Annotated in this window: 26 protein-coding genes; 13 read left to right on the top strand and 13 right to left on the bottom strand. The window is 34.3% G+C overall.

Translation table 11 applies throughout. The annotated features are described in order from the left end of the window. Position 1 precedes the first annotated feature (1 nt). Positions 2-766 (top strand): class I SAM-dependent methyltransferase, encoded by a 765-nt coding sequence (locus K7G76_RS03845; RefSeq protein WP_223032879.1) that lies wholly within the window; start codon positions 2-4, stop codon positions 764-766. Here K7G76_RS03845 and K7G76_RS03840 read toward each other — a convergent pair whose 3' ends face one another. Together K7G76_RS03840 and K7G76_RS03835 are read right to left on the bottom strand one after the other, a co-directional pair. Further along, complete coding sequence (locus K7G76_RS03840) at positions 767-1,750, bottom strand: FAD:protein FMN transferase (RefSeq protein ID WP_223032878.1); 984 nt, start codon at positions 1,748-1,750, stop codon at positions 767-769. It abuts the gene before it with no gap. After that, a complete protein-coding gene (locus K7G76_RS03835) occupies positions 1,751-2,128 on the bottom strand; it encodes a Na(+)-translocating NADH-quinone reductase subunit F (RefSeq protein WP_223032877.1) in 378 nt (125 codons plus the stop codon). Positions 2,129-2,240: 112 nt separating this feature from the next. On the opposite strand from K7G76_RS03835, the gene K7G76_RS03830 reads away from it, so the two are divergent. The 6 genes from K7G76_RS03830 to K7G76_RS03805 all read left to right on the top strand — a co-directional run bounded on the left by K7G76_RS03830 (position 2,241) and on the right by K7G76_RS03805 (position 5,959). After that, a complete protein-coding gene (locus tag K7G76_RS03830) occupies positions 2,241-2,984 on the top strand; it encodes a DUF6090 family protein (protein WP_223032876.1) in 744 nt (247 codons plus the stop codon). A gap of 75 nt (positions 2,985-3,059) precedes the next feature. Beyond that, a complete protein-coding gene (locus tag K7G76_RS03825) occupies positions 3,060-3,761 on the top strand; it encodes a DUF6090 family protein (RefSeq protein WP_223032875.1) in 702 nt (233 codons plus the stop codon). 2 nt (positions 3,762-3,763) lie between these two features. Beyond that, positions 3,764-4,492, top strand: a complete 729-nt coding sequence (locus K7G76_RS03820) for a DUF6090 family protein (RefSeq protein WP_223032874.1) — start codon at positions 3,764-3,766, stop codon at positions 4,490-4,492. Positions 4,493-4,535: 43 nt separating this feature from the next. Next, on the top strand, positions 4,536-5,246 hold the full coding sequence (locus K7G76_RS03815; protein WP_223032873.1) for a DUF6090 family protein: 711 nt from the start codon (positions 4,536-4,538) through the stop codon (positions 5,244-5,246). An 18-nt stretch (positions 5,247-5,264) separates the two neighbouring features. Continuing rightward, the gene (locus K7G76_RS03810) at positions 5,265-5,459 is read left to right on the top strand and encodes a hypothetical protein (protein WP_223032872.1); all 195 of its coding nucleotides are present in this window, start codon (positions 5,265-5,267) and stop codon (positions 5,457-5,459) included. Between the two features lie 50 nt (positions 5,460-5,509). Then, entirely contained in the window at positions 5,510-5,959 is a 450-nt protein-coding gene (locus K7G76_RS03805) for a Na(+)-translocating NADH-quinone reductase subunit F (RefSeq protein WP_223032871.1), read from the top strand. Positions 5,960-6,021: 62 nt separating this feature from the next. Here K7G76_RS03805 and nqrF read toward each other — a convergent pair whose 3' ends face one another. From nqrF to K7G76_RS03775, 6 genes are read right to left on the bottom strand one after another with little or no spacing between them, the layout of a single operon-like run. Continuing rightward, positions 6,022-7,329 carry an NADH:ubiquinone reductase (Na(+)-transporting) subunit F gene (gene nqrF / locus K7G76_RS03800; protein ID WP_223032870.1) on the bottom strand — a complete coding sequence of 436 codons (1,308 nt, stop codon included), beginning with the start codon at positions 7,327-7,329 and terminating at the stop codon, positions 6,022-6,024. 1 nt (position 7,330) lies between these two features. Further along, a complete protein-coding gene (nqrE, locus tag K7G76_RS03795; RefSeq protein ID WP_223032869.1) occupies positions 7,331-8,044 on the bottom strand; it encodes an NADH:ubiquinone reductase (Na(+)-transporting) subunit E in 714 nt (237 codons plus the stop codon). A 42-nt stretch (positions 8,045-8,086) separates the two neighbouring features. Then, positions 8,087-8,734, bottom strand: a complete 648-nt coding sequence (locus tag K7G76_RS03790; RefSeq protein WP_223032868.1) for an NADH:ubiquinone reductase (Na(+)-transporting) subunit D — start codon at positions 8,732-8,734, stop codon at positions 8,087-8,089. Positions 8,735-8,737: 3 nt separating this feature from the next. Then, a complete protein-coding gene (locus tag K7G76_RS03785) occupies positions 8,738-9,490 on the bottom strand; it encodes a Na(+)-translocating NADH-quinone reductase subunit C (protein WP_223032867.1) in 753 nt (250 codons plus the stop codon). Between the two features lie 2 nt (positions 9,491-9,492). Then, positions 9,493-10,692, bottom strand: coding sequence for an NADH:ubiquinone reductase (Na(+)-transporting) subunit B (locus tag K7G76_RS03780; RefSeq protein ID WP_223032866.1), 1,200 nt, complete (start codon positions 10,690-10,692; stop codon positions 9,493-9,495). A 9-nt stretch (positions 10,693-10,701) separates the two neighbouring features. Then, complete coding sequence (locus K7G76_RS03775) at positions 10,702-12,057, bottom strand: Na(+)-translocating NADH-quinone reductase subunit A (RefSeq protein WP_223032865.1); 1,356 nt, start codon at positions 12,055-12,057, stop codon at positions 10,702-10,704. A gap of 187 nt (positions 12,058-12,244) precedes the next feature. On the opposite strand from K7G76_RS03775, the gene K7G76_RS03770 reads away from it, so the two are divergent. Both K7G76_RS03770 and apaG read left to right on the top strand, forming a co-directional pair. After that, on the top strand, positions 12,245-13,513 hold the full coding sequence (locus K7G76_RS03770; protein WP_456237530.1) for a type IX secretion system plug protein: 1,269 nt from the start codon (positions 12,245-12,247) through the stop codon (positions 13,511-13,513). Between the two features lie 100 nt (positions 13,514-13,613). Then, positions 13,614-14,000: a Co2+/Mg2+ efflux protein ApaG gene (gene apaG, locus K7G76_RS03765; protein WP_223032863.1), complete on the top strand. Its 387-nt coding sequence runs from the start codon at positions 13,614-13,616 to the stop codon at positions 13,998-14,000. On the opposite strand, the gene K7G76_RS03760 is transcribed toward apaG, so the two are convergent. Further along, positions 13,992-14,993 carry a DUF6695 family protein gene (locus K7G76_RS03760; RefSeq protein ID WP_223032862.1) on the bottom strand — a complete coding sequence of 334 codons (1,002 nt, stop codon included), beginning with the start codon at positions 14,991-14,993 and terminating at the stop codon, positions 13,992-13,994. The two genes, apaG and K7G76_RS03760, sit on opposite strands and share 9 nt — an antisense overlap. Beyond that, entirely contained in the window at positions 14,993-15,712 is a 720-nt protein-coding gene (locus K7G76_RS03755) for an NRDE family protein (protein WP_223032861.1), read from the bottom strand. Before K7G76_RS03755 ends, K7G76_RS03760 begins: the two co-directional genes overlap by 1 nt. A gap of 149 nt (positions 15,713-15,861) precedes the next feature. Here K7G76_RS03755 and pruA point away from each other — a divergent pair, with 149 nt between their 5' ends. Together pruA and K7G76_RS03745 are read left to right on the top strand one after the other, a co-directional pair. Further along, the gene (pruA, locus tag K7G76_RS03750) at positions 15,862-17,487 is read left to right on the top strand and encodes an L-glutamate gamma-semialdehyde dehydrogenase (RefSeq protein WP_223032860.1); all 1,626 of its coding nucleotides are present in this window, start codon (positions 15,862-15,864) and stop codon (positions 17,485-17,487) included. A gap of 101 nt (positions 17,488-17,588) precedes the next feature. Beyond that, a complete protein-coding gene (locus K7G76_RS03745; protein WP_223032859.1) occupies positions 17,589-19,262 on the top strand; it encodes an esterase/lipase family protein in 1,674 nt (557 codons plus the stop codon). A gap of 3 nt (positions 19,263-19,265) precedes the next feature. On the opposite strand, the gene rsmG is transcribed toward K7G76_RS03745, so the two are convergent. Next, on the bottom strand, positions 19,266-19,895 hold the full coding sequence (gene rsmG, locus K7G76_RS03740) for a 16S rRNA (guanine(527)-N(7))-methyltransferase RsmG (RefSeq protein ID WP_223032858.1): 630 nt from the start codon (positions 19,893-19,895) through the stop codon (positions 19,266-19,268). Positions 19,896-20,038: 143 nt separating this feature from the next. Between rsmG and K7G76_RS03735 the strand changes: the two genes are divergently transcribed. Further along, positions 20,039-21,133 carry a fatty acid desaturase family protein gene (locus tag K7G76_RS03735; RefSeq protein WP_223032857.1) on the top strand — a complete coding sequence of 365 codons (1,095 nt, stop codon included), beginning with the start codon at positions 20,039-20,041 and terminating at the stop codon, positions 21,131-21,133. A gap of 31 nt (positions 21,134-21,164) precedes the next feature. Further along, positions 21,165-22,352 (top strand): pyridoxal phosphate-dependent aminotransferase, encoded by a 1,188-nt coding sequence (locus K7G76_RS03730; protein ID WP_223032856.1) that lies wholly within the window; start codon positions 21,165-21,167, stop codon positions 22,350-22,352. 41 nt (positions 22,353-22,393) lie between these two features. Here K7G76_RS03730 and K7G76_RS03725 read toward each other — a convergent pair whose 3' ends face one another. Then, positions 22,394-22,657 (bottom strand): hypothetical protein, encoded by a 264-nt coding sequence (locus K7G76_RS03725; protein WP_223032855.1) that lies wholly within the window; start codon positions 22,655-22,657, stop codon positions 22,394-22,396. Between the two features lie 216 nt (positions 22,658-22,873). Then, a complete protein-coding gene (locus K7G76_RS03720) occupies positions 22,874-23,128 on the bottom strand; it encodes a hypothetical protein (RefSeq protein WP_223032854.1) in 255 nt (84 codons plus the stop codon). Positions 23,129-23,166: the final 38 nt, after the last annotated feature.

The raw sequence follows: 23,166 nt of genomic DNA, 5'->3' as shown, positions 1-23,166 counted from the left end.
GGTGAATAGACTATTTAAAATAATCTTAAATACCATTCCGAGACCAATCCTAATTCGGTTGAGTTATGTTATACGTCCTATTCTTGGACTTTTTCTAAAAGGGAACAACTACACAGATCCTATAGATGGTAAAAGTTTCAGAAGTTTTTTACCTTATGGTTACGGCAATCAACGAACCAATGTATTGTCACCTTCAACCCTTTCTTTAGAACGCCATAGATTACTTTGGTTGTATCTTAAAAATGAAACCAATTTCTTTACTGATAAACTTAAGGTGTTGCATTTTGCCCCAGAACAAGCCTTTTATAAACGCTTTAGAAAACTTAACAATTTAGATTATACCACAACCGATTTAAACTCACCTTTGGCAGATGTAAAAGCCGATATTTGTAATCTCCCCTTTGAAGATAACAGCTACGATATTATTCTTTGCAATCATGTCTTGGAACATATTCCTGATGATACCAAAGCTATGCAGGAATTGTATCGTGTTATGAAACCTGGCGGATGGGGTGTTTTTCAGATTCCACAGGATTTAAATCGAGAAACAACTTTTGAAGACAATAGCATAACCGATAAAAACGAACGCGCTAAAATTTTTGGGCAGTATGACCATGTTCGTATTTATGGTCGTGATTATTTTAATAAGCTTCGCAACATTGGTTTTAATGTTGATGAAGTAGACTATACAACACAATTAACCCCTGAAGATGTAGACCGTTATTGTTTAGCACAAGGAGAGATTATCCCTTTTGTTCATAAATAATTATGATTCTGGAAACCCATTTAAAGCTAAAGTTTCTAATTCTCCTTTCTTGTTTTCATAAATTAGAAACACCTGTAATTCAGGGTGTGATTCCAAAAACTCCTGAACACTTTCGACACCCATAGCTTTAAATGCCGTAGCATAAGCATCTGCAGTCATACAATTTTCGGCTAGTACCGAAATGCTTAATAAATTAGTTTTACTTGGGTAACCAGTTTTGGTATCAATAATATGCGAATAGCGGTTACCATTTTCATCGACCTTAAATTTTCTATAGGTCCCAGATGTAGCCATGGCTTGGTTTGTAATGGTTATGGTTTTTAAAATAGATTGCTCGCCATCAAAGCGCGGCATCTCTACACCTACTTTCCAAGGCTTTTGTTTTTCAGCATTTTTACCCCGAGCATGTATTTCGCCTCCTATTTCAACTAAAAAATTTTCTATATGCTTTTCACTTAAAAAACCAGCAATAATATCAACGCCATATCCTTTTGCAATGGCATTAAAGTCTAAAAAGGTGTTTTTAGGCAGTCTAAACTTTTCTTTGGGCAATTCTATTTTATCAAAACCTACACCCAACATTAAACTATCAACCTTTAAACTGTCTAGACCTACTATTTTTCCTTCAGGTCCAAAATCCCATGCATTAACAACAGCACCTATTGTAGGATCAAAGGCTCCATTGGTCGCTTCATAAATTTGCTTTGAAGCCTCAAAAACGGTAAAAAAATGATTGTCAAAATGAGTCCATTCATTTCTATTAATTTTTGAAATAATTGAATTGGTTTGATATGTAGACAAGGATTGATTTATAACATAAAACAAACTATCAAATTGCTTTTGATAATTTACTTGAGACTCATAGATTATAGAATATGAAGTTCCAAATACCTGACCAGATGATTTGATATTAACCTGCTTATCACTTTTTTGGTTGCATGACAGTATTAAACTTATGGCTAATAAAAGAAGACTGTTCTTCATCTAGTTTAAATGGGTTTCAATAACTTGAATACCGTTGTACTCAATTAAATAATTCTCGTTAAAATATATTGGCAAATCTTCGCCTTCGGGATTACCCAAACCAACTCCAGCATACAATACTTTGGCATCTTTTTCTCGAGCATGTTTTTTGAATGTTTCCATCCATACCACATCATAATTGTTGGGGTTATCTGGTAACATAACCGCCCTTACCAATACAAAAAAATACTGACTATTCTTATCTATACAAACAAACTGTGGATGTTTCTTCAACTTACTATTGATAGCTACAAATTCAAATCCACGTTGTTCTAACTCTTTCCCAACATGATTCATAGCCAAATTATGCAATTCCTGCTCTGTAAGTGCCTTTTTCATACTACAAAATTAATACTAATTAATTTATCTCAAGAAGAATTAAAAATTGTTTAACTTTAAAAGCACCAACCTAGCTACTTAACGCACTTTATCTGCTTAACAATGTAAGTGTATGATAAAATTCTTCAGACGTATTCGTAAAAGCTTATTAACCGAAAACAAGTTTAGTAAATACATCTTATATGCCATTGGCGAAATTATTCTTGTGGTTATTGGTATCCTAATTGCGTTGCAAATAAATAATTGGAACGAAAAAAGAAAACTTATAAACGAAGAAAAAACAACTATTGCCAGTCTTAAATTAGAATTTCAAAAAAATGTTTTAGACCTCGAATCCCATATTAACACAACTCAAGCAATTATGAATGCTGGAAAAGAATTGCTTAAACACACTGACCCTAATTACGAATTTGGTTCATTAAAGCTTGTTGACAGTCTTTTAAGCATGACCCCTAGGTTGTCTATATGGGATCCAAGCCTATATACATTAAGTAACATTAAAAGCTCGGGCAAGCTATCTAATCTATCAAATGAGGACTTAAAAATAAAGCTAATAGAATGGGAAACTTTTTATAGCAACTTATTGGATTGGAGCGAGTTTCATGTTGAACGAGGTTCTAAATACTTTGACTATTTAATTGAGAACTCTATGAATAGAAATTTGCACAACTATGGTCCATTTCAATATGGCACGTCTAAATTTGAAGGCTCGAATGAAGCGCTGTTGAAAGACAAATCGTTTGAAAACATTATAACACATAGAACTTCACACAACGGGTTTATGCTAGAATACTACAAGGAAGCTAAAACACGATTAAACGAAATTATTAAATTATGTGAGTCTTATGAGAACTAACTTTAGCTGTAAAATAACACTCTCGCAACAAAATGATTAATGATAAAGTTCTTCAGAAAAATACGGTACAGCCTTATGAGTGAAAACAAAACAAGCAAGTACTTTAAATACGCCATTGGTGAAATTATATTAGTTGTTATCGGCATATTGATAGCTCTTCAAATAAACAATTGGAATGAAACGCGTAAGGACACTATTAAGGAACGTCAACTATTGGATAACTTGCAAATAGAATTTAAAGACAATTTAAAGGAGTTAGATTCTGTAGCTAAAAATATTGACACCGTTATTGCTGCTTTAGAAAAAATATTCCACCTTTTTGGCTCTGACACTGATACCTTGAGCAATGATGCTTTAAACAAGTTATATTCAGATGCCCTTAACTCTCCCAATTGGCGTCCCAGTCAGTACTTGTTAAATAACCTTAACGCCTCGGGCAATATAGCCGAACTTAAAAATCAAGATTTAAAATTGTTGTTGTACCAATGGTCTAGATTACAGAATGAAATGCACGAGGTAGATGTTAGGACAGAAAAAACAGGTGAAGAAATCATAAGCTACTTAAAGCAAAATGGTTCTTTAAGGAATATTGACGTTGCCAGTTCTGAATTTAATTATACAAGCTCAAAATTAAAAATTGACAATTCTAATTTGCTATCAGATCCTGTTTTCGAAAACCATATTGATGATAAGCTCTATATGTACGACATTACGAAAAAGACCCTCGGTGAGGCCAGAAAATTATTTATAAAACTAATTGAAGAAACTAGAAATTAACTATGATTAAATTCTTTCGCCATATTCGTCAATCTTTAATTGAGGAAAATAAAACTTCAAAATATTTAAAATATGCCATTGGTGAAATTATCCTTGTAGTAATTGGTATCCTTATTGCCTTACAAATTAATAACTGGAATAATAACAGACTAGAAAAGCAAACCGAAATCAATCAAATAAAACAACTTCTAGAAGATGCCCGAGCCGACTCTATTTTTTTTGAGTCACGAGCAAATTTTATTAAAAGGACCGACACAATACAAAAGTTGGTTTTAAGTATGTACGATTCTACTTTGGTTGATTCTATTTCAAAATTAAAACGAAAGAAAAATTCCAATTTATTTGGATCAAGATTAGCCTATCAATCCCATGTAATGGTCAACAATTCTGATGCTGTTGACATTATAAAAAATGACTCTATTGAACGGTATTTAAAACGTTACTATGCTAAATATGAATATGTGGCCACAGCTATAGAACTTTCTAACAGGATGGGAGAACAATATGCCATACCGCTTTATATTACCTATTCAGAGGAATATAAATCCATCGCACAAGATAGTTCTATGCTTGGCTATAAAACTTTATTAAAACACAAGGATATAAAACCAAACATCGAGCTATCACAACGATTTTTCATAAACGCTTTGGATCAGGTCACCGAATTTAACATTCAAATTTCAGAGTTTATTCAAAAGCTTGAAATATATTTAAAAGAAGAAGGTAACTGATACTATGCTAAAACTCTTCAGACATATTCGTAAATCACTAATCATGGAAAACAAAACTTCAAAATATTTGAAATATGCTTCTGGAGAAATTATATTAGTTGTTATTGGTATTCTAATTGCTTTACAAATAAATAACTGGAAACAAAAACAACACAATATTGCCCTTACCGTAGATTATTTAGACGACTTTAAAAAAGACTTAATAAATGATACCATAATATTTAATCAAGCCTTAAAACGTGCTAATAACACTATAAAAAACGACAAAGCTATTCTGGACGCTCAAGACATTAGATTAATTTCAAAAGATTCCCTCTATAGAATATTAAGAGTCCATCACTCCATGCGAATCTATCAAATCAACAATGCTACCTATACAAAATTACTTAACACAGGCTTTACCGAAGCCAAAGAATACAGAGAAGTATTTAATGTTATTAGCTTATATTACACGGTTGAATATAAAATTTATGGTGAATATATTGAATGGGACAAGGAACAAACCATTGATATGAATGATAGTGAGTTTCTTACTTACGAGAACATCGACCTCTCAGTATTAAACAAAAACCAATCGTCAAATTTAGACGACAATACTATAAATGAAATTATAAACTTTATTACGTCAAATAGATTTAGAAATAGGCTATATGCCGATTATACTCGAAAAGAACGAGTTGTAAACCGCATTAAACTTCAAAAAAAATTAGCCAGCGATCTTCTTAAACTAATTGACTCTAAACTAAACATTTAACATAAACCATATTTAACCATGGGGATATTTTGGGATTTACTTCAACAAGATGAGTTAGAAAAACAACAAGCACAAGCCAATAGTGTTGAAGAACGTGTAAAACAACTTGAAGAAGAATTGGCTAGTACAAAAGCTTTGCTTAAAAAAACACTAATTGCTTTAGAAACACATTTGGTTCAGGATATTGATGGCGATGGTAAAGCTGGCGCATAATAACAAATCTTTTTTTGTATCTTTTAATTGAAAAAGAAAGCTAAAGTGTTATGAAAACCTCAACTCGATTCAATAATGCCATTCAAAAATTATACAATGCGTTTCATAGCAACACGTTGCATCCTGAAGATTGCAAACAATGTGCCGTTGGGAATATTTTAAACAATCAAGATTTCTGGAAGTACATTTCCGATGATCATGGATCCTTGAAGTTAAATTATATTGGAATGGTCAATCAAAAATTAGGCAAAAAATTCAATGGGTATTCACCACTGGAAATATTACAAATTGAGCAGGCTTTTTTAAAAGGCTGTGGCTATGCGTTACCGCTTCATCATAAGAATCCAAAACCTAACAACCCAACAGACCCTGACAATTTGTTTAAAGGGCTCTCAAGCGTTATAGAAATACTATGCAAATTGGATGATATCCCAAATGTCATGGATTGCTCAAAATTATTTTCCTATCCAGAAACCCATAAAAAAACTGTTTTTAATTAAAAAAGCCCAATACTTTCGTATTGGACTTCATATTATTTAGTTATGCTAATGACGATTATCGTCTATCCTCCAAAGTCATCAAATCTGATATTCTCATCTGGAATTCCAAAATCCTCTCCCATTTTTTGAACAGCTTTGTTCATTAATGGTGGGCCACAGAAATACAATTCAATATCTTCAGGAGCTTCATGATGATTTAGATAATTATCTATCACACAGTTGTGAATAAATCCAACAAAACCATCACCTGGAGCATCAATATTTTCTTTTACTTTCCAGTTATCTTCTTCTAATGGTTCTGATAAAGCTAAATAGAACTTAAAGTTCGGGAAATCTCTTTCCAACGCACGGAAATGCTCTAAATAGAATAACTCACGCTTAGAACGACCTCCATACCAATAGGTTACTTTACGTCCAGTTTTTAAGGTTTTAAATAAATGGTATAAGTGTGAACGCATTGGCGCCATACCTGCTCCACCACCTACATACAACATTTCTGCATCAGACTCATTAATAAAGAATTCACCATAAGGTCCTGAAATTGTTACTTTATCACCTGGCTTTTGGGCAAAGATATATGACGATGCCACACCTGGGTTAACATCCATCCAACCGTTTTTATTACGATCCCATGGTGGCGTAGCTATACGAACGTTCAACATAATATCACGCCCTTCCGCTGGGTAAGAAGCCATAGAGTAAGCTCTTTCTACTGTTTCGTCATTCTTCATGACCAATGGCCAAAGACCAAATTTATCCCATTCAGCTTGAAACTTATCAGGCGTTTCATGCTCTTCCGGATGGGCAGTAATGTCAATGTCTTCGTACTTTATTGTACACGGTGGAATTTCAATTTGGATATAACCACCAGCTTTGTAGTTCATGTCTTCAGGAATTCTAACAACAAATTCCTTAATAAAAGACGCTACGTTATAGTTTCGAACAACTTCTGCTTCCCACTTTTTAATACCAAACACTTCTTCTGGAATGGTAATCTCCATATCCTGTTTAACCTTAACCTGACAAGCCAAACGCGCACCATGTTGTAATTCTTTACGTGTAAAGTGTGGTGTCTCTGTTGGAAGAGCTTCACCTCCTCCATCTAACACATGACACTCACATTGAATACAAGTACCACCACCTCCACAAGCCGATGGCAAAAATATTTTTTGATTACCTAATGTTGATAATAATGTACCACCTGAAGCTACTTCAATTTCTTTCTCGCCGTTAATTTTAATCTTTACCGGTCCAGAAGGTGATAGTTTTTGTTTTACAAATAATAATAATGCAACCAATAACAAGGTAACCACTAAAAAGGCTACTACTGTGGTCATTATTGTTCCTAATGTACTTGAAGCTAATATCATGTTACTCGATTACTTTTGTATTGTTAGCTAATTCTTTTTCAGTATCATTCAGCTCATCTACTTGAGCAGATTTTGTTTCTTTTGCTGCTTCATCATCGCCACCTGTTAACATCCCACCGAAACTCATAAACCCGATAGCCATTAAACCTGTAATGATAAACGTAATTCCTAAACCTCTTAAGGCTGGCGGTACATTTGAATAACGTATTTTTTCACGAATAGCTGCAATAGCTAAAATGGCTAAAAACCATCCAATACCTGAACCTATTCCGTAAGTTGTTGCTAATCCTAAAGTAGCTATTTCACGAGATTGCATAAATAATGAACCTCCTAAAATAGCACAGTTTACAGCAATCAATGGTAAGAAAATACCAAGTGAATTATATAATGATGGTGAAAACTTTTCTACAACAATTTCTACTAATTGTACCATAGTTGCAATGGTAGCAATAAACATGATAAACGATAAGAAACTTAAATCATAAGCCGCATATTCTTCACCCAACCAAGACAAAGCTCCTGGCTGTAATAAGTATTGGTCTAATAACCAGTTTAAAGGAACTGTTATAGCTAATACAAAAATAACCGCTGCTCCTAAACCAACAGCTGTTGAAACTTTTTTAGATACTGCCAAGTAAGAACACATCCCCAAGAACGTGGCAAATACCATGTTATCTATAAATATTGATTTTAAAAATAATTCTAAATGTTCCATAGTCTATATTTTCAAACTATCCAATAAAGGACAATCTATCTTTTAATGATCTTCTACTAATGCTTTGTTTCTTGTACGTTGTACCCAAATAATAATACCCACAACAATCAATGCCATTGGTGACAACAACATAAACCCGTTATTTTCATAGCCTATTGAGTAAAGTCCAGTTTTTTCAATTGGATCTCCCAATACCGGAATTCCTAAAAGTGTACCAGAACCTAATAACTCCCTAAAGAATCCTACAATAATCAATATCACTCCGTAACCTGCAGCATTACCAATACCATCAAGGAATGAACGCCAAGGGCCATTACCTAAGGCAAAAGCTTCAAAACGTCCCATAATGATACAGTTCGTAATAATCAAACCAACGAATACCGAAAGCGTTTTGCTTAATTCATAAGCAAATGCCTTGAGTACTAAATCCACTATAATTACAAGAGTTGCAACTACAATTAGCTGTACAATAATTCTAATCTTACTTGGGATAATATTTCGCATTAACGAAATCACCACGTTTCCAACACCTAAAACAAACAATACTGAAATAGACATTACAATTGAAGCTTCCAATTCAGCAGTAATCGCTAATGCCGAACAAATACCTAATACTTGAATAGTAATTGGATTATTATCCGCTAATGGATCAGTAATTAATTTGGCGTCTTTTTTTGATAAAAGTCCCATAAATTAGTTGTTTTTTAAATTTTTAAAATAAGGTACGTAAAGCCTTAAATCGCTTTTAATCATCGCAGATACCCCATCACCCGTAATGGTTGCTCCAGCAATGGCATCTACTTCGTTATCTGTTTTATCTTTATTTGTTGGATCGGCATTACTTTTAGAAACCGTAATTCCCGCAAAGTTTCCGTTGGTATCCAATAAATGCTCACCAATAAAATCGTCCATAAAATAACGCTGCTTGATATTGGCTCCTAAACCTGGTGTTTCTCCTTTATGGTCAAAATATGCGCCTTGAATAACCATATCTTCATCCATGGAAACATAGCCCCAAATAGCATCCCAAAGACCTTTACCATAAATAGGTGCTATATAATAAGTTTGCCCTTCTTTTTCTCCAATAAATAGCGGAAGACGTCTTGAGTAATCAGCTTTTTTAGCAGCAGACTTTTCTTTCTTAACATCAATTAAGTAAGCTTGGTCATCTTCAGTAACTTCACCCTCTTGAATAACCAATTGTTTTTTAATAAACTCTGAAAACGCTTGAGGTGCTTTATCGGTAGAGATAAACGTTGCACTGCTCTCATCGTTCTCATTCACACCCATTGCGTATAGAATGTTCTGTTGCTTTTCCAAACGTTTGTTTTCAGAGATAGTAGGTTCTAGTGATGATGCTGCAAAAGCAAGCAACGAACCAACCACAACAACCATTGCTACAGCAAAGATTATAGTATATATATTAGAATCTGTTTTATTACTCATAATTACGCCGTTTTAACTTTTAAACGCTTCATACGTCGTTTTACATTTCCTTGAACTACATAGTGATCGATAGTTGGCGCGAACACATTCATAAGTAGTATTGCCAACATCACACCTTCTGGATACGCTGGGTTGAATACTCTAATAAGAATAGAAATAAATCCAATTAAAAATCCATATATCCATTTACCTTTATTGGTTTGTGAAGCTGTAACAGGGTCTGTCGCCATAAACACGGTACCAAATGCAAAACCTCCGATTAATAAGTGATGCCACCATATGGTACTCATTAAACCATAGAATTTACTAGATTCTGTTATCCATCCAGCATCAACAACACCGTTGAAAATTAATCCCATGACCAAAGCTCCCATTAATGAAGACAACATGATTCTCCAGCTTCCAATCTTGGTGAAGATTAAGAATAAACCTCCTAATAATATTAACAAGGTAGATGTTTCACCAACCGAACCTGGAATAAATCCATAGAACATATCAGCAACAGAATATCCCAAATCTTTGCCTTGGGCTAAACCACCTAAAATGGTTTCCCCAGAAATGGCATCCAATTCAGCGCCAGCTGCTATTTCATTAGCACGTTCAACTGCGCCATGTACCCAAACCTTATCACCTGACATCCATGTTGGGTATGCAAAGAATAAGAATGCACGAATAGTTAAAGCTGGATTAAGAATGTTCATTCCTGTACCTCCAAAAACTTCCTTCCCAATTACTACACCAAATGCTACAGCTACAGCAAGCATCCATAACGGTGTATCAACTGGCACAATTAATGGTACTAACATTCCGGTTACTAAATAACCTTCTTCAACTTCGTGTTTTTTAATAACCGCAAATAAGAACTCAATGGCTAAACCAACACCATAAGACACAATTACAAGCGGTAAAATTTTAATTAAACCAATATAAAATGCATCCCATGACAAAAACTCAACTGGAGTTCCAAATGCTGCGTAGTGTTGATAACCCGCATTAAACATACCAAATATTAAACAAGGAACCATAGCCATGATTACCGTGTTCATTGTACGTTTTAAATCGTCTGCCACTTTTATATGAGTTCCATTGTGCGTGGTCTCATTAGGCAAGTATAAAAAAGTATGAATCGCATTAAACGCAGGAGCCATTTTGGTTCCTTTATACTTTTCTTTTAAATTATGTAATGTACTTTTTAAACCCATAGCTATTTATTATCCTATTTCTTTAATCATTACGTCCAATCCTTTTCTAATAATCTCTTGATGAGGTTGCTTTGACACGCAAACAAATTCAGTTAAAGCAAAATCTTCTGGGGCTACCTCATACATTCCAAGAGCTTCCATTTCATCTAAATCACTATACATGCACGCTTTTAGAATTTGTAATGGATAAATATCTAAAGGAAATACTTCCTCATAATTTCCAGTCATTACAAATGCACGATGCTCCCCGTTGGTATTGGTATCCAACTCATATTTTTTATTGGGCGTTAGCCATGAAAATGTCATCGCTCTTGAAGTCGATATCTTATTAAATACTGGCTTATTCCAACCAAACAATTCATAATCATCACCTTCAGGAATTACCGTAATGGTATTACTGTAATAATCTAAAGCACCATCTGGTTTCACTTGTTTTCCAGACAAAACATTACCCGATATAATACGATCATTACCTTCCTTATCTACTCCGTTATCATAAACCATAGTAGCAACTTCGCTACCAATTTTTGTTTTAAAATATCTTGGCTTTTTTACTGAAGAGCCAACCAATGCTACAATACGCTCGGCATTAAACTTACCCGTTAACAATAGCTCACCTATAATAACTAAATCTTGAGCATTAACCGTCCAAACGACCTCACCTTTGTTAACAGGATCTATTTTGTTAATTTGAGTTCCAACATTTCCAGATGGATGTGGACCAGAAACCGTGTGCAGTGTAATACCATTTAGCCCTGCTAAAGGTGAATTAGAATTCTTACCTACACAAACATGAACTGAACCGTCAGTCATTTTACCCAATGCTGTTACTGCAGCTTGTAATTGAGCTTCCTTACCCTGCAACACATAATCTAAATCAGCAACAAGCGGTGCAGATGCATAACCTGAAATAAAAATAGCTTTAGGTGCTTTGTCTGGGTTGGCAATAACATCGTAAGGACGTTGTTTAATAAATGGCCAACATCCAGAGGCCAATAAATGTGCTTTAACAGCATTACTATCTGCAGATTCTAAATTAAACGTACCAAAATCCTTAAAGCTTTGTTCCTTATCTGCTTGGATTTTAATAGCATCAACGCGTCTTTTAGGGCCTCTTACAATTTCTAAAACTTCTCCAGAAACTGGTGAAGCAAATAACATAGCATCGTTAGATTTATTATAAAAAATGGCCTCTCCAGCTTTTACTTTTGCGCTTTCTTTTACAATAAGTTTTGGAATAATACTATGAAAATCTTCAGGTCTAACAGTGCAGAAGTTGCTTATTATAGCATTTTCAGTAGCTTTTTCAGCGGCACCCTTAAGTTTAATGTCTAGACCTTTTTTAATCTTAATGTCGTTTGACATGCTTATAAATCTATTTGTTAATAGTAAAATATAATGGTGATTTTTCTGTAAACTCGAAAAATCCGTGCAAATTTACGAATTAAATACGCATACTTCATAATAATTAATAGAGAAATTTCTTGAGCCAAAAACTGAAATATCTTAATTAAATTTCAGGCACAAATTTTGATTATCTTTATGCCTCAAAATGAAATGTATGCTATTTAGATTTTTTCTTGCACTAATCACTTTTTCTACCACTATTAGTGTTTCTGCTCAAGTTGAGCATGAAAAAAGCCCACCAGACATGATTAAAACTGTTATGTTTAGGGGCTCTAACACCCAAGAAAGTCAATTACCATTAGTGGAATTAGGCGATCAGTTGTTGCTCGAATTCGATGCCTTAAACGGCAATGAAGATGATTTCTACTACAAAATAGAACACTATAATTTTGATTGGACTCCATCGCAGCTCATGAAAACAGAGTACATGGATGGCTTTGACAATCAACGTATTCGTAATTACGAAAACTCGTTTAACACCTATCAAATTTATTCTCATTACATGTTGCGTATACCAAACCAATGGACAAGAGGTTTAAAGGTATCTGGCAATTACATGATTAAGATATTTAATGATATGGACGAATTGGTGTTTTCAAGAAAGTTTCTAGTCCATGAAAATCTATCTAACGTTGGCGTTGTTGTAAGGCGGTCACGCGATGTTAAGTATTTTGACGAAAAACAAACCGTGGATATTGTTATCAATTCGGGTTCAATTCAATTTAACAATCCTTTACAAACGGTAAAAACACTTATTGTGCAAAACAATAATCTCAACACAGCCATTTCTAATGTTGGACCTCAATATACCATAGGAAAAGATTTGATTTTTAAATACAATAAGGAAACCAGTTTTTACGGGGGGAATGAGTATTTTTATTTTGAAAACAAAGATTTAAGAGGTGCAAATTCTACGGTTCAATTCATAAGTTTAGCCGATTTATACAACACATATTTATTTGCTAATGTCCCAAGATTTAATCAAGTTTACACCTACAATCCTGATATTAATGGCAACTTTGTGGTTACGGCTTTATACGTTGAAAGACCCTGGATTGAAGCTGATTATGCCTGGGTACACTTTGCGTTGGCAATGGACGAACCTATTCCTGGAAAATCCATCCATATTTATGGCAATTTTAATAATTATGCCATTGAAGAAAGCACCAAACTCGAGTTTAATGCCAATCAAAAATATTACGAAACCAGTTTGTTGTTAAAGCAAGGATTTTACAATTACAAATATGTAGTAGTTGATAATGCTACTGGCAAATTAGACGAAGGCGCCATAAGTGGTAATTTTTGGCAAACCGAAAATGATTATAAAGTCATTGTTTATTACCGTAATCTAGGCGCGCGATACGACAGAATTATTGGTTATGGAAGTGCACTTTCGATTGATATAACCAATTAGTTGCCCTGTTCATCGAGTATATAGGCTAATTTTCCTACTTTACAATTTTAATTTATTATTTTAGCTGAATAGCAATCCCACTGTTTATACGGTAATAATTATGGTTCAACAAGTAACAAAAGGTATAAAAATATCTGTTGAGACAAATTTTGAAGGTACGTTCTATAAGAATTACCAAATGCAATTTGCCTATGGGTATAAAGTTACCATTGAAAATCAAAGCAAAGATTCAGTTCAGTTGGTTGCCAGACATTGGGTTATTCAAGATGCTTTAAACAATATTGAAACCGTAACCGGCGAAGGTGTTATTGGAAAAAAGCCCGTATTAAAACCTGGAGAATCTCACACTTATACTTCTGGTTGCTTACTTACTTCTCCTTTTGGAGCCATGAGTGGTCATTACAGTATGATTAACTTTACCACAACTAATAAGTTTCAAGTTGCTATACCTAGCTTTAAATTAAGCGCTCCTTTTGCCTTAAACTAGCTTTTCCTTTAAAATAAATCTGTACGTAATATTGTTTTGCTTAACATGAAAGAATTTGCAATTTGAGTAATGTATAAATTCGAATGGTTCATGGTGTTTAAATTCTGAACTACTAGAAACATAAAGCCCTTCTACATCAATACGTCCATTTGGTGCTATTCTTCGATATCTAAATTCGTTTATTATACCTGTTGTAAATAATTCAAACCATGCTCCAGCCGCAATACCGCTTAACCACTGTGCAGATATGTGCTTTTCTGTATTTTCTTTAGGCAAAACAGTACCCAAATAGTTTGGCTGAAATTGCTTTAACCGATCTAAAAAACAAGCTCTGTTTATTTGCCCTACGGAACCATGAAACTTTGATATATCGCCACTTTCCGTGACACTATAAACGGTTTTATGACTATCGGCCAAAACCACATTTCCAACAGTACTGGGAGTAAACCATTTTGAACGCACCAGTCCTTTTTTAATTTTAGAATTTGTAACTGATGCAATTAATGTATCTGTAACAAAACGTGCACAATTACAAGCATTTGTCACAAAAGCTGCATATCGAATAAAATGCTTGTCCTGCATATTTGAAATATGAGTCCTAGCATCCCTATAATTTATTTCAGAACATACAGAAGCATATAACGTTCCATCACCATGTGTTAATTTAGGATGTGTTGCCAAAAACCGTAAGATATCATCTAGGTTATCAATTTTATTGTCCGAAATTTCAGCAACCAGAGGAAAATCCAATTCATGGTCGGTGTCCTTTCCACGAACCCGACCATTAGGTTCAGGTGTGATATAACGACCAAAGTCGTGATACTCCAATTCGCCAGTTCTCTTATTGATTAAAACCAATGCGGCATGCCCAGCACGAACATGGGTTTTATTGCCTATACCTATATATTTTAAATACGGTGAATACCACTCTTTAGCATGCAAAACAATGGTTTCAGGAAAAGCCAGTGTTAAAATAAAGGCATCATTTTTCATTAGTTGAAAGGTGCTTGGTTTAAAAATTCAACCGAATGATCATGGGTAGCCAAATCTTCATAATCCATTGATACTTTAGCATCGTGTTTTTCAACTTTAGTTATACTGGTAGTTTTCACAAAACCACGATCCATAATAACACCATAATCAGTATTTCCTTTTCCAGCTATTCTATGGAAAACATCAAGCGTTTCAGAATTAAGTTCATGTTCAGATTTAAACTTTTTAAACCATTCTTGCCGTTCAGTTCTCATCTCACTATTATAAAGGGTTGATGACGACCAAATATGGGGTCTTTGCTCTAATGTTCTAAAATGTTTTTGCTGACCATCCCAAACTAACTCATAAAATTTAAGGTTTTTGCTCCAATCAACTATAATCATGGTAAATGGCTCAATATCCAACAAATCATATTGAGCTACAGAATCTTCAATAGCATTAGAAGACAAGAGATCCTTTACTACTATGCCTCTACTGTGTCTGTAATTTGCTTGTCTTTCGTGAATATCAAAACCACCATTCAACAAACAAATAAGGCGTTGTTTTTCGCTCAAGCCAATCCACGTCCCGGCAGATTCCACATCTTCAGGATAAAGAAGCTTTATATTTTTATAGTTATAAAATTTAGGCGGCTTAGAAATTCTTGAAGGTGCTTCATCTCTATTTGAGTAAAGTACAAAATCTTGTTTTCCTAATGGTGTTAATGTTACTGTACACATAAATGGAGTAGTCTTCTTTTACGATAGCAACTTACAAAAAATTCAAAAACTTTTAACGTGCTTTTAAGAGGCTTTCTTTCAAAAAAATAGTCAAAAATATCGTACCTTTGCAGCTCGAAATTTATACTAATTGTAAAAATAAAACACCCATGGGAAAAGGATTTTTCAATGTACCAATAGCTGTTAACGAACCTGTTATGTCTTATGCTCCAGGCTCACCAGAACGCGAAGCAGTACTGAAAGCATACAAAGACATGTTTAACAGTAACATTGATGTACCAATGTACATTAACGGAAACGATGTTAAGACTGGAAATACACAAACCATGTCGCCTCCTCATGATCATAAACATATTGTAGGAACCTACCATACAGCTGAAAAATCTCATATAGAAGAGGCTATTGCAACGGCTTTAGAGGCTCGTAAAACTTGGTCTCAATTACCATGGGAACAACGTGCTGGCATTTTCTTAAAAGCTGCTGAATTAATTGCAGGTCCGTATCGTGCAAAAATAAATGCAGCTACAATGATAGCGCAATCAAAAACAATCCATCAAGCTGAAATTGATTCTGCTTGTGAGTTGATAGACTTCCTACGTTTCAACGTTCAGTTTATGACTGATATTTATATGGAACAACCTGAAAGTACAAGTGATGCTTGGAACCGTATTGAGTATAGACCGCTTGAAGGATTCACTTATGCTGTAACACCATTTAACTTTACTGCAATTGCTGGAAATCTTCCAGCTTGTATGGCTTTAATGGGTAATGTTGTAGTTTGGAAACCAAGCGACAGTCAAATCTATTCAGCTAAAGTAATTATGGACGTTTTTAAAGAAGCTGGTGTACCTGACGGCGTGATAAACGTTGTTTTTGGCGATCCCGTTATGATTACTAACACGGTTATGGCAAGTCCAGATTTTTCAGGATTACATTTTACAGGTTCTACATTTATCTTTAAAGAACTTTGGAAACAAATAGGAAACAACATTCACAATTACAAAACGTATCCTAGAATTGTTGGTGAAACTGGAGGTAAAGACTTCATCGTTGCGCACAAATCGGCTAATGCTAAACAAGTAGCCACAGCTATTTCTCGAGGTGCATTTGAATTCCAAGGTCAAAAATGTAGTGCAGCTTCTCGTGCATACATTCCAAACAATTTATGGGAAGATGTTAAGAACTACGTCATTGAGGATGTAAACTCTTTCAAAATGGGTTCTCCAGAAGACATGAGCAATTTCATCACTGCTGTAATTCACGAAGGTTCTTTCGATAAATTGGCCAAATATATTGATGCAGCAAAAGCAGATGCTGACGCTGAAATTATTGTTGGCGGTAATTACGATAAATCGAAAGGGTATTTTATTGAACCTACAGTGATTCTTACAAGCAATCCAAAATACGAAACGATGTGTACGGAATTGTTCGGGCCAGTAATTACTATTTACGTTTATGATGCCGATAAATATTCTGAAACATTAAAATTAGTTGACGAAACTAGCGAATATGCATTAACTGGAGCAATTTTAGCAACCGAGCGTTATGCTATTAATGAAGCAACAACAATCTTGCAAAATTGCGCCGGAAACTTCTATATTAATGACAAACCTACAGGTGCTGTCGTTGGACAGCAACCATTTGGTGGAGCTCGAGCTTCTGGAACAAATGATAAGGCAGGTTCTGCACAAAACTTGCTACGTTGGGTATCACCTAGAATGATAAAGGAAACATTCGTTACACCAACAGATTATCGCTACCCATTTTTAGGTTAAAGAGGTATCATTAAATTTATTAAAAGAAAAGCCACTCTAAATTAGAGTGGCTTTTTTTATGAAAAAATGGTACATTTATAGAGAAACAAATTAACCAAGCTATGAAAAAAATTACCTTTCTATTTCTTTTAGTTTTAACGAATATGCTTTACGCTCAAACTCCTGGTGGAGAAAGTGCCATTACTACAATAGATGCTACTATTCCCTACCAAGGTTTTGGGGAACCTTCGGCACTGTTAGGATCAGGTGAATACAAAATATTTTATGATAACGTAGATGGCGTATTGGACAAGCCTATTATTTTTGTTGACGGTTTTGACCCTAACGACTCTCGTGACATAGACTCCATGTACAGTTTATTGGATTATGGTAATTCCAATGAAAATTTAGGCGATATAGTAAGGGATGAAGGTTACGATTTAATAGTATTAAATTTCCCGGAAGAATATTTGAGCCCTACCGATGGCACAACTTTAATTAGAGGTGGTGCGGATTTTATTCAACGAAATGCCTATATTTTAGTTGAATTAATCAATACCATTAACCAAGATAAAGTTATAGACGCTGAACAGAATGTTGTAATTGGACCAAGTATGGGTGGACTAATCTCAAGATATGCATTAACCTATATGGAGAGTCAAACTTTAGATCATGATACTCGGTTATATATTTCGTTTGATTCACCACACCAAGGTGCTCATGTGCCTATTGGCATTCAATATCTCTTTAATTACATGGTCAATGGGGATCCAGGTATTTCAGAAGCTGAACCTTTAGTTTCTGGATTATTGAATAGTGCTGCGGCTAAACAAATGTTAATTGACCATTATTTAGCACATGTTGATGGTTCAGGATATAATCAAGCGGCCATTACACACACGCCTATTGGTGCGCCAAATTTTAGGGATGCTTTTCAAACCGAATTAGATGGAATGGGGTTTCCTCAAGACACACGGAATGTTTCAATAACTAACGGTAGTGGAACTGGACAAATGACTGGGACTCCAGGTGCCGAATTAATAAACCATACTTTTGATACTGGATCTGCTGAAGTACCACCATTTGGAACGGTAAACACAAGAGCAATTATTACTGTTAATTTTGCACCATTAGCTAGCCAAAGCAATGTAGTTACAGATTTTATAGGACAAGCAGAAGTCATTTTCCCTGGCAATTGGGTTACTGGTTTTTCATATAATGCCTCTGCTGAATCAACTGCTGAATCTGATGGTTTGGACAATGCTCCTGGGGGACAATTTGATTTGTTTTCTTTTGATGATGGTACAAATCCGTTGATTACAGAATTTGTTCAAAATTTAAATGAGCAATATTTTGATTTCATTCCAACTTTAAGCGGCTTGGCTATTAGTTCAGAACCTGACTGGTATGCTACTCCAGATATTAATGATTCTCCTTTTGACAATACTTACATTCCAATGAATAACGAACCCCATGTAACATTAACAGATGGAAATGTTGCCTTTGCTTTAGCTGAAATACGTAGCGAAACATTAGGAATGGCTGATTATTCGCTAACTAATTTTGAAATTAAGCTCCAACAAAATCCAGTTGAAAATCAAATTACCTTATTGAGTGAAAACATTTACAATAATGCTTCAATATCAATTATTGATATGACCGGAAAGATGGTGTTTTCTGATAATATTGATATTAAAAACAGGACAGATATTAATATCAATCTAAACTCTGGAATTTACGTTCTGCGAATTAACACAATGGATCTTAACAAAACCATGCGGTTTATGGTAAATTAAGAGCTATCCTTTATATTTTATTGGTAAGTGAACCACTTTTTTGGTATCAAAAAAATCTTCAGTGTAAAAGTCAGAGATATTATAAATGGTAGCTTTAGGATAATCCTGAAGTTCCTGACTTAAATCGCCTCCTTTAAGATATAAAATACCATTTTTCAGTTTGTGATTTTGCTTTTTGGCAACTTTACCTTTTATCCAATGCACAAATGTAGGCATGGCTGCCACAGCTCGACTTACAATAAAATCGTAAGTAGCATCAATTTCCTCAACACGGGAATGCGAGGTCTTTACATTTTCAAGACCCAAACCCTCAACAACCTCATCAACAACTTTTAGCTTTTTTGCAATACTATCAACCAAATGGAATGAACATTCAGGAAATAAAATAGCCAATGGAATACCTGGAAAACCACCTCCAGTGCCTACATCCATTATTTTTGTCCCGTCTTTAAATTGAATAACTTTCGCAATGGCTAGGGAATGTAAAACATGACGCAAATACAGCTCATCGATATCTTTTCTGGAAACCACATTAATTTTTAAGTTCCAGTCCTGATATAAGGCTTCCAACTTTTTGAATTTATCAACTTGATCTTCAGTTAAATCAGGAAAATATTTTAAAATAAGCAGCATGTTTTTTACTTTTCCACAAAAGTAGCACAAATATTGTGGACATTTTATGAAATCTTTACAAAGATAACTCTGTTAATTATTTATATTTGGCACCGTATAATGATTTGAATTTTTAATCGTTATAAACTTTTAATAGCATAAAAATGACACAACAAACTTTAACCTTTTCGAAATCGGATCCGGCTAAATTTTTTAGAACGTTAAACAAACGCGTTAACAATTATTTTAAAGAAAACAACCTTAAAAAAACTGGTAATTGGAAGCTTTACACAAAAGCCATAATTATGTTTACTTTATTACTAGGCCCTTTAGTTTTATTATTAACTCTTGACTTACCAACTTGGCTTCAAGTTATCTGTATGATGACAATTGGAGTTGGAATGGCTGGCGTGGGCATGAATGTTATGCATGATGCCAATCATGGCTCTTTTTCGAGTAAAAAATGGGTCAATAAATTAATGGGTAGTAGTATTCATATTTTAGCAGGAAACGATTACAATTGGAAAGTTCAACATAATGTTTTGCACCACACCTACACTAATATTCAAGGCCATGACGAAGATATTGATGCAGGTAGAATTATTCGTTTTTCAAAACATGCCAAATGGTTTAAAATTCATAAGTACCAAAGGTTTTATGCCTTCTTCTTATATGGATTACTTACAGTAAATTGGGCCATAACTACAGATTTTAAACAAACATACCAATACTTAAAAAGGCGTCTGTCTTATGGTGAATTTCCAAATCCAGCAACACAATGGACAAAACTAATTGTTGGTAAAATTTTATATTATGCCATTTGGGTAGTTTTACCACTATCGTTAGGCTATACTTGGTGGCAGGTTTTAATTGGATTCTTTATCATGCACTATACAGCAGGAATTATTTTAAGTGTGATTTTCCAATTAGCACATGTTATGCCAAATACTGAAATGCCATTACCAGACGAAAATGGCAACATGAAAAACACTTGGGCAATTCATCAATTATTTACAACCTCAAATTTCTCACCTGAAAGTTGGATTGTAGAATTTTACACGGGTGGATTAAATAGACAAGTGGAACATCATTTGTTTTCAAACATTAGTCATATTCACTATAGAGATATTGCTAAAATTGTAAAAGAAACTGCAAAAGAATTTAGTTTGCCGTATAACGAATACCAATCTATTTGGACAGCAATTGCCGAACACTACAGACAGCTAAAAGTTCTAGGTAGAAATCCGCAATTGGCATAATAACCGTAGTAATTCGAAACAACTAACCACTATGAGCCTACTATCAGATAGAGTTTTAAATATGTCTACATCTGCCACTTTAGCTATGGCGGCAAAAGCAAGGGAATTACGTGCTGAAGGTAAAGATATTATAGGATTAAGTTTAGGCGAACCTGATTTTAATACGCCAGATTACATAAAGGAAGCAGCAATTAATGCCATTAATGACGATTACAATTCTTACACACCTGTTGATGGTTATGTAGACCTAAAAGAAGCCATAATAAAAAAGTTTAAAAGAGATAATAATTTAGAATACACATTACCTCAAATTGTTGTGTCTACTGGTGCAAAACAAGCATTATACAATGTCGCCCAAGTACTCATAAACCCAGGTGACGAAGTTATTTTACCATGTCCTTATTGGGTAAGTTATTCTGATATTGTTTCTGTTTCTCAAGGAATTCCTGTAGAAGTCAAAACCACAATCGATACCGATTTTAAAATGACTCCGGAGCAATTGGAAGCCGCTATCACACCAAAAACTAAAATGATTTGGTATAGCTCGCCCTGTAACCCAAGCGGGTCGCTTTATAGTAAAGAAGAATTACGCGCATTAGCCGACGTTTTACAAAAGCACCCAAATATCTATGTCGTTTCAGATGAAATTTATGAGCACATTAACTTTACTGAAAATGGACATGCAAGCATGGCTGAATTTAGCGATATGTTTGACAGAACCATTACTGTAAATGGTGTATCTAAAGCCTTTGCCATGACAGGCTGGCGTATTGGTTATATTGGCGCGCCAACTGAAATAGCTAGAGCTTGTAATAAAATGCAAGGCCAGATTACCAGTGGAGCCAATTGTATTGCCCAACGTGCCACTATAACTGCCTTAAATGAATCGCCAACTCGTGTTAAATATATGATAGATGAATTTAAGATTCGTCGTGATTTAGTTTTAAAACTTCTTGAGGATGTCCCAGGCTTTGTAAACAATACACCAGAAGGTGCTTTTTATGTATTCCCAAATGTATCAGCTTTCTTCGGAAAAACATTACGTGGAAAAATTATAAACAATGCAACAGATTTCTCACTATTCTTATTGGAAGAAGCTTTAGTTGCCACGGTAACTGGTGATGCCTTTGGAAATCCTGATTGTATACGTATTTCTTATGCTGCTAGTCAAGAACAAATAACCGAAGCCATAAAACGCATTAAAGCTGTTGTGAGTTAAAACTAATAAAAATTAAAGCCACCATTAAGTGGCTTTTTACTTTAAAAGAAGTAAACAAATACACTTAAAACCAATACCATTAATATTCCAAAAACAATCAAAACTCTAATTTGCTTTTGTTTGTTTTCTTGTTTTAAGCGTAATCGTATTTGCTCTAAATCTGTTTTTGTAGCTGAATTTTCAAATTCAAGTTTTTCTCCAGAGTATTTACCTTGGAGACCTCTTCTTTCTTTTCGTTTTGATAGCATACTCTTATTATTCTTAAGCGTATTAATCATATGCATCATTGACCCTTCTCCACCCATAATAATTTGATTTAATAATTGAAACCTGCAACTAGAATACATAACCGAAATCCAAATATTAATTTCGACCACCTAACATATAAAAGATAGTTCTTGAGAATACGCTCAAAAGACAATCAGTTAACAATCTGAAAAAAGCGCTTTATATATTAGTAGTAAAATCTTACAAAATGTTACAAGTGTAATATTTCAATGAGAAGTTAAATGAAATTCTTTTTAAAAAAGAAAGAAGAATAACCCCAAAAATACTGAAACTCTAATAGCAAATTCGACACCTGAATTCGTATTAAACAAATAGCCTTTTGCTAATTGCTTCTTACCGAAAATAGAATTAGAATCCAGATTATCATAGTTACGTGCTGCAACCATTTTATAATTAGAAATCAAAATACCCGAAGGTTTATTTAAAATTGTTTTGGTTTTGCATAAAAGAAAGGCTTCAGACTCCTGATGTGTGGTAATAGTATTCATGATAAGTATTATTTTTTTGATTGATTGTACTATATAGA

It is taken from the genome of Hanstruepera marina, from assembly GCF_019880635.1.
GTDB classification, from domain to species: domain Bacteria; phylum Bacteroidota; class Bacteroidia; order Flavobacteriales; family Flavobacteriaceae; genus Hanstruepera; species Hanstruepera marina.
This window is presented reverse-complemented; position numbering and strand designations above follow the sequence as displayed.